This window comes from Streptomyces barkulensis (assembly GCF_002843305.1).
Taxonomy (GTDB): domain Bacteria; phylum Actinomycetota; class Actinomycetes; order Streptomycetales; family Streptomycetaceae; genus Streptomyces; species Streptomyces barkulensis.
In genome coordinates this window covers 98,573-106,077 of sequence record NZ_PGSG01000028.1, presented here as the reverse complement: position 1 = coordinate 106,077, position 7,505 = coordinate 98,573, and the positions used below count along the sequence as shown (strand labels likewise).

Here is a 7,505-nt window from a genome sequence, read left to right as displayed (position 1 = left end):
GCCAGCAGGGAGTGTCCGCCCAGGGCGAAGAAGTCGTCGTCCACACCGACCTCGGGCACCCCGAGCACCTCGGCGAACAGCCCGCACAGAATCTCCTCGCGCGGCCCCCGCGGCGCCCGCCCCGGCCCCCGCCCCACCGTGAACTCCGGCACCGGCAGCGCCGCCCGGTCCAGCTTGCCGTTGGCCGTCAACGGCAAGCCCTCCAGCACCACCAGGGCGGAAGGCACCATGTACTCCGGCAGCACCCCCGCCACCGCCGCCGACACCGCACCCCGGTCCAGCTCCCCCACCCCGGCCGCCGGCACCACATAACCGACCAGACGCTGGTCACCCGGCTGGTCCTCGCGCAGCACCACCGCGGCCCTGGCGACCGCGGGGTGGCCCTCCAGGGCTCGGGCGACCTCCGCGGTCTCGATGCGGAAGCCGCGCAGCTTGACCTGGTCGTCGGTCCGGCCGACGTACTCCAGGTTTCCGTCGGGCCGCCAGCGGGCCAGGTCGCCGGTGCGGTACATCCGCTCCCCCGGCCCCCCGAACGGACAGGCCACGAACCGCTCCGCGGTCAGGCCGTACTGCCCCAGATAGCCGCGGGCCACGCCCGCGCCCGACACGTACAGTTCGCCGACGGTCCCGGCGGGGACCGGGAGCAGGCCGGAGCCGAGCACGTAGGCGCGCACACCGGCGAACGGACGTCCGATGGGCACCGGTCCGTCGCCGACCGGCTCCCCCTGCGGCAGCGGGTACTCGGTGCAGTTGACCGTGAGTTCCGTCGGTCCGTAGGCGTTGACGACCCGCGCGGCGGGGTGCCGTTCGAGCCACGGGCGCAGTTGCCCGCCGGTCAGCGCCTCGCCACCGAGGATCAGGGTGCCCCCCTCCGGCAGGATCCCGGGCAGTTCCCGCAGCATGGGCAGGTGCGAGGGCGTCGCCTTGACCAGGGTGGCCCCGGCCTCCTGGGCGGATTCGTCCAGCTCGCCCAGCCGTACGGCGCCCCCCGCGGCGAGCGGGGTGAGCAGGGTGGTGACGGTGAGGTCGAAGGCGAGCGACGTGTGGGCCAGCGAGGTCCCGGCCGCGTCGAGGTGGCGTACGCGGGCACCGGCGACGTACGCGCCCAGGGCGCCGTGGTCGATCACCACGCCCTTGGGCCGGCCGGTGGAGCCGGAGGTGTAGATGGCGTACGCGGCGCCGCGGGGCGTCAGGGGACGCACCCGCTCGGCGTCGGTCGGTGCGGCCGCCCCACGGGAGGCGAGGGCGGCCGGGTCCACGGTGAGCACCTCTGCCCCGGCCTTTCCCGCTCCGTCGGTCCGGCTGCCGGCGGGGGCCACCACGAACGCGGGGCGGCAGTCCTCCAGTACCCCGCGGGTGCGTTCGGCCGGCCAGGCCTCGTCCAGCGGGACGTAGGCGGCGCCCGACTTCAGAACACCGAGCAGGACGGCGAGTACCTCCGGCCGGCGCGGGGCCAGCACGCCCACGTAGACCTCGGCGCCGCCGGCGTCCGCGGTGCGTTCGGCCAGCCACCGGGCGACGCCGTTCGCCTGCCGGTCCAGTTCGGCGTAGGTCAGCGTGCCGGCGGACGAGGTGACCGCCGTGGCGTGCGGGGTCCGGGCGGCCTGCTCCTCGAACATCTCCACGTAGCCGCGCCGGGCGGCCTGCGGCCCCGCACCGGTACCCCAGTCGTCCAGCAGCCGGGTCCGCTCCTCGGCGCCGAGCAGGTCCAGGGTGCCGACCGGGGCGGCGGGGCGGTGGGCGGCCTCGGCCAGCGCGGTGACGACCCTCAGGCCCAGGGAGCGGGCCCAGTCCTCGCCGAAGAGGTCGGGGCGGTAGTCGATGCGGACGGTCAGCTCGGTCCCGCGCATCGAGCCGACCAGGGTGGCCGGGTAGTGGTTGCGGCTGTAGCTGGCCGTGCCCGAGGCGCGGAAGGGCGTCTCCCGCGCGGTGATCTCCGCCGGGTAGTTCTCGAACACCATGGTGGTGTCGAAGAGTTCGGGCAGCCCGCTCCAGCGGTGCAGGGTGGTCAGCGGGACGTGCTGGTGCTCCAGCAGTTCGAGCTGTTCCTTCTCCAGCCGCCGGACCAGTTCCAGCAGTGGTTCGGCGGGGCGGAGCCGGACGCGCAGCGGGATCTTGTTGACCAGCATGCCGACCAGGTTCTCGGCGCCCGGGAGTTCGGCGGGGCGGCCGGAGACGGTGATGCCGAAGGTGACGTCGTCGCGGCCGGTCTCCTGTGCGACGACGATCGCCCAGACGGCCTGCACGACGGAGTTGAGGGTGACGCCGGCTTCCCGGGCCCGCGTCCGCAGCAGTGCGGAGACGTCCTCGGGGAGGTTCAGCCGCACCGACTCGGGGATCTCCCCGATTCGTGGGGCGCCGGGAGCGACCAGGGTGGGCCCGTCCACGCCGTCCAGCGCGCGTGTCCACGCCTCCTCGGCCGCCCGGAGGTCGCGGTCGGCGAGCCAGTCGGCGTACACGCGGTGGCCGGGGGCGTCCGGCAGCGGGGTGCCGCCGTAGAGCGCGAGCAGTTCGCGCAGCAGGATGGGAACGGACCAGCCGTCCACGACCGTGTGGTGGGTGGTGATCACGAACTGGTACCGCTCGGAGGCGGTGCGGACCAGGAGGAAGCGGATGAGCGGCGGGCGGCCGAGGTCGAACCGCTCCGTGCGCTCGGCCGCGATCAGCTCCTCCAGCCGCCTCCCGGACCCGGCGTCCCCGGGTGTGTCCCGCGGGGTGCGCAGGTCGTACGAGCGCCACGGCAGCTCCACCGCGGCGGCCACGGTCTGCACCCACTGGCCCGACTCCCGCTGGTGGAAGCCCGTCCGCAGGCTGGTGTGGCGGGCGATCAGCTCCGCCGCGGCCGCCCGCAGCGCGCGTTCGTCGACCTCGCCGTCCAGGCGGAAGGCGAGCTGTCCGACGTAGACGTCCAGCGAGCGCCGGTCGTACACGCTGTGGAAGAGCAGGCCCTCCTGGAGCGGGGCCACCGGCAGCACGTCCTCCAGCCCGGTGCCGCAGCGCCGCTCGAGCTGCTCGATCTCGGCCTGGCCGAGACCGGGGGCGGCCACGTCGGAGGGGGTCAGGCCGCCGGCTCCGGCGCCGGTGGCGTGGCCGGCGATCGCGTGCAGCGCCAGCGTCCAGGAGTCCGCGAGCCGGCGCGTCTCCTCCTCGGTCAGCAGGCCGGTGGCGTAGGTCCACCGGGTGACCAGCCGCGGCCCGTCCGGGCCCTCCACCGCGACGGCGTTCACCTCGACCTCGTGGCCGAGCGGGGTGTCCGGGTGCTGTCCCGCCGGACCGCTGCCGAGCAGCCGCCAGCCGTCCTCGCCGCCGCTCTGCTCGGCGGCGAACCGGCCGAGGTAGTTGAAGCCGAAGCGTGCCCGGGCGCGGTCCGCCAGGCGGCGGGACGTCCGGGGGTTCAGGTGGCGCAGCAGGCCGTATCCCAGCCCTTCGTCGGGGACCGCCCGCAGCTGCTCCTTGACCCGCTTGATCGCGTCGCCGACGGCCGGGGTGTGCCCGGTGAGGTCGGCGGCCGTGACCGGTCCGGCGGCCAGCCGCACCGGGTACACGCTGGTGAACCAGCCGACCGTACGGGACAGGTCGGCTCCCTCGACCGCCTCCTCCGTCCGGCCGTGGCTCTCCAGGTCCACCAGGACCGGCGCGCCCTCCCCGCCCCGCCAGTGGTCGACGGCCAGGGCGAAGGCGGTCAGCAGCAGGTCGTTGACCCCGGCATGGAAGGCGGCCGGGGCCGGACCGAGCAGTGCGGCGGTGACGGACTCCGGCAGTTCGCCGCTGAGGACGGCGGAGGTGGCCACGGTGTCCCGGGTGCGGTCCAGCGGGCGGCGGCCCGCCTCGGGCCCGGCGTCGGCGAGTGTGGCCGTCCAGTGGTCGAGTTGGCCGGTGAGGGCCGGGTCGGCGGCCAGAGCGGTGAGCTGTGCGGCCCAGGCGCGCAGCGAGGTGCCCGTACGGGGCAGCTCCGGGCGGCGGCCCTCTTGCAGTGCCCGCCACGCCTCGCGGAGGTCGCCCAGCAGAATGCGCCAGGAGACGCCGTCGACGGCGAGGTGGTGGATCACCAGCACCAGCCGGCCCGGCTGCCCGCCCCGGTCGAGCCAGACGGCCCTGACGAGCGTCCCGGCGAGGGGGTCGAGGGCCTCCCGGGCCGCGACGGCCTCGGCGGCCACCGCCCGCGCCAGTTCCTCCTCGGTCATGCCGGCCGCGTCGACCCGGCGCAGGCACCGTTCCGCCGTGACCGTGCCCGCCTCCTCCACCCTCAGGTGCCAGGGGCGGCCGGGGTCCGTCGCCGGGGACGCGTGGATCCGCAGCGCGTCGTGCCGGTCCAGCAGCGCCTGGAGCGCGTCGCGCAGGTCGCCGGGTGCGGCGTCCGGCGGTGAGGCGAGGACGACCGACTGGTTGTACCCGCCGACCGGCCCGCCGGCCTCCAGGGTCTCGGCGACCACGGGCAGCGGCGGAAGCGGCCCGACGGCGGCGCCGGGGTCCTCCCGGCGGTCCGCCCCGGCCCGGCGTGCCACGGTGGCCAGACCCGCGGGGGTCCGCAGTTCGAAGACCTGCCGGACCCTGAACTCCAGGCCTGCCCGGCGGGCACTGCCGACCAGCTGGATGGAGAGGATGCTGTCGCCGCCCCGGACGAAGAAGTCGTCGTCGATGCCGACGCTCCCGGTGCCCAGGACGTCCGCGAACAGCGCGCACAGGTCCCGTTCCAGGTCGTTGCGCGGCTGCCGGCCGGCGGGGAAGGCCGCGGGGTCGGGCGCCGGCAGCGCGCCGCGGTCCAGTTTGCCGTTGGCGTTGACGGGCAGCTCGTCGAGGCGTACGAGCGCGGACGGCACCAGATGGCCGGGCAGCCGGTCACGCAGGCGGGCCAGCGCCTCGGCGGGGCGGAGCGGTTCGGGGTCGGCGCCGTCGGCTCCGACGACGTACCCCACCAGCCTGCGCGTCCCCGGGGTGTCCTCGCGGACGGCCACGGCGGCCTGTGCGACGCCATCCAGTGCCCGCAGGGCGGCCTCCACCTCGCCGGGCTCGATCCGGAAGCCGCGGATCTTGACCTGCTCGTCCCCGCGCCCGGCGTAGACCAGGTTGCCGTCGTCGAGCCACCGCGCCAGATCGCCGGTGCGGTACATCCGCTCCCCCGGCTCCCCGAACGGGCAGGCCACGAACCGCTCGGCGGTCAGGCCGTGCTGCCCCAGGTAGCCGCGGGCCACTCCGGGCCCGGCCAGGTACAGCTCGCCCAGCACGCCGGGCGGGACCGGTCGCAGCCCGGCGTCGAGCACGTAGGCCCGCCACCGCGGTACGGGCCGCCCGATGGTGTCCCGCGGCAGGTCCCCCAGTTCGGTCACCACCGCGTCGACGGCCGTCTCGGTGGGGCCGTAGGTGTTCATGGCCCTCACTCGGGGGGCTGCGGCACGCAGCCGTTCCCACAGATCGCCGTCCATCGCCTCGCCGCCCAGGGCGATCAGCGACGGGCGGTGGCCGGGTTCCTGGAGCAGTCCGGCGTCGAGCAGCCTGCGGAAGTAGGTGGGGGTGAGGTCGACGTAGTCGATGCGGTGGTCCCGGAAGTAGGCGACCACGCCCGGCGGGTCGAACCGCAGGTCCTCGTCGATCATGTGCAGTTCGTGTCCGGCCGCCATCGCGAGCAGCGGGTCCCAGGAGGCGTCGAAGGAGAAGGACGAGACGTGGGCGGCGCGGGCGGGCCCCGGCCCGGAGGGGCGGACGCGGGAGAAGGTGACCCGGCGGTGCGCGTCGAGCAGACCCGCCAGGGCGCGGTGGTCGACCACGACTCCCTTGGGCCGGCCGGTGGAGCCCGAGGTGTGGATGACGTACGCCGCGTTGCCGGGCCGAAGGGGCGCCGTGCGGTCGGCGTCGGTGACCGGGGCCGCGTCCTGTGCCTCGGTCTCGGCCTCCGTCCCCGGGTCGTCCAGGATCAGTGCCGGGCTCCGGAGACGGGCGGCCACCGCCTCGGTGTCCCGTTCGGCGAGCACCAGGAGGGGGGCGACATCGCGCTCGACGGCGGCCAGCCGCTCGGCCGGGGAGTGCGGGTCCAGCGGCACGTAGGCGGCACCGCTCCGCAGCACCGCCAGTACGGCCTGCGGCCACAGGGCGCTCCGGCCCAGGCAGACGGCCACCCGGGTCTCGGGGCCGGCTCCGCGCGAGATCAGCAGCCGGGCCAGGCGGGAGATCCGGGCGTCTGCCTCGGCGAAGGTGAGCGCGGTGTCGCCGCCGACGACCGCCAGGGCCTCCGGTGTGGCGGCGGCCTGCCGCGCGAAGGCCTCGCAGACCGGTTCCGGGCTCTCGCCCGTCCCGTCGGCGCCGGGCGCCGTCGTGGCGAACTCCGTCAGCAGGCGCCGCCGTTCCCCGGCGGAGAGCAGGTCCACGGAGAGCAGGCGCGTGCCGGGGGCGTGCGCCGCGGTCTTAAGGAAGCGGACGAGGCGCTCCCCGATCCCGCGGACGGTGTCGGCGTCGAAGACGTCGGTGGAGTACTCGATGGTGCCGGCGATGCCGTCCGGGCGGCCGTCGGGAGTGTACCGCTCCAGGAGGTCGAAGGACAGGTCGAACTTGGCCGCCCGCCAGCCCGTGTCCAGCGCAGCGATCTCCAGACCGGCCAGGCCGGCCTCCTGCGCGGTGGCGTGCTGGAGGCTCAGGCTCACCTGGAACAGCGGGTGGCGGGACAGGGAGCGTTCCGGGGCGAGCACCTCCACCAGCCGTTCGAACGGCACGTCCTGATGGGCGTAGGCGTCCAGGGATGTCTCGCGGGCTCTGGCGACCAGTTCCTCGAAGGTCGGGTTGCCCGAGGTGTCGGTGCGCAGCACCAGGGTGTTGACGAAGAAGCCGATGAGTCCTTCGAGCGCCTCGTCGGTGCGTCCGGCCACCGGCGTGCCCAGTGGGATGTCCGTCCCCGCGCCGAGCCGGGAGAGCAGGCCGGCCAGCGCCGCCTGCACCACCATGAACGTGCTCGCGCCGTGGCGGCGGGCCACCGCGAGGACGCGCTCGTGCAGCCGTGGCGACAGGCTGATCGGCACGGTGTCGCCACGGTGGCCGGCGATCGGCGGGCGGGGGCGGTCGAGGGGGAGCTCGACGGCCTCCGGCAGGCCGTCGAGTCTCCGCTGCCAGTAGGCCGTCTGGCGGCTGAGCAGGCTCTCGGGGTCCTCCTCGGAGCCGAGCAGTTCCCGCTGCCAGAGGGTGTAGTCGGTGTACTGGACGGGGAGTTCCTCCCACTGCGGCGCGCGGCCCTCGCTGCGGGCGGCGTAGGCGGTGGTGAGGTCGCGGGCGAGCGGAGCCCGCGACCAGCCGTCGCCCGCTATGTGGTGGAGCACCAGGCACAGCACGTGTTCCCGCTCGCCGAGCGCGAGGAGCCGTGCCCTCAGAGGTGCCTCGCGGGCCAGGTCGAAGGCGTGGCCGGCCTCCTCGGCCAGAGCGGCCGGCAGCCCGGCCCGGGGGGTCGCGGTGACTCTCAGCTCCACCGCGGCCTCGTCCACCGGCAGGACGTGCTGCCGGGCGCCGTCCCCGGTGTCGGGGAA

The 7,505-nt window shown here is 75.5% G+C and carries 1 protein-coding gene (cut by a window edge); it reads right to left on the bottom strand.

The annotated features are described in order from the left end of the window. Positions 1–7,505 carry part of the coding region annotated (locus CUT83_RS06735) for a non-ribosomal peptide synthetase (protein WP_143688503.1) on the bottom strand (this coding region is incomplete at its 3' end). The annotated region continues 174 nt past the right edge of the window, so 7,505 of the 7,679 annotated nt are shown.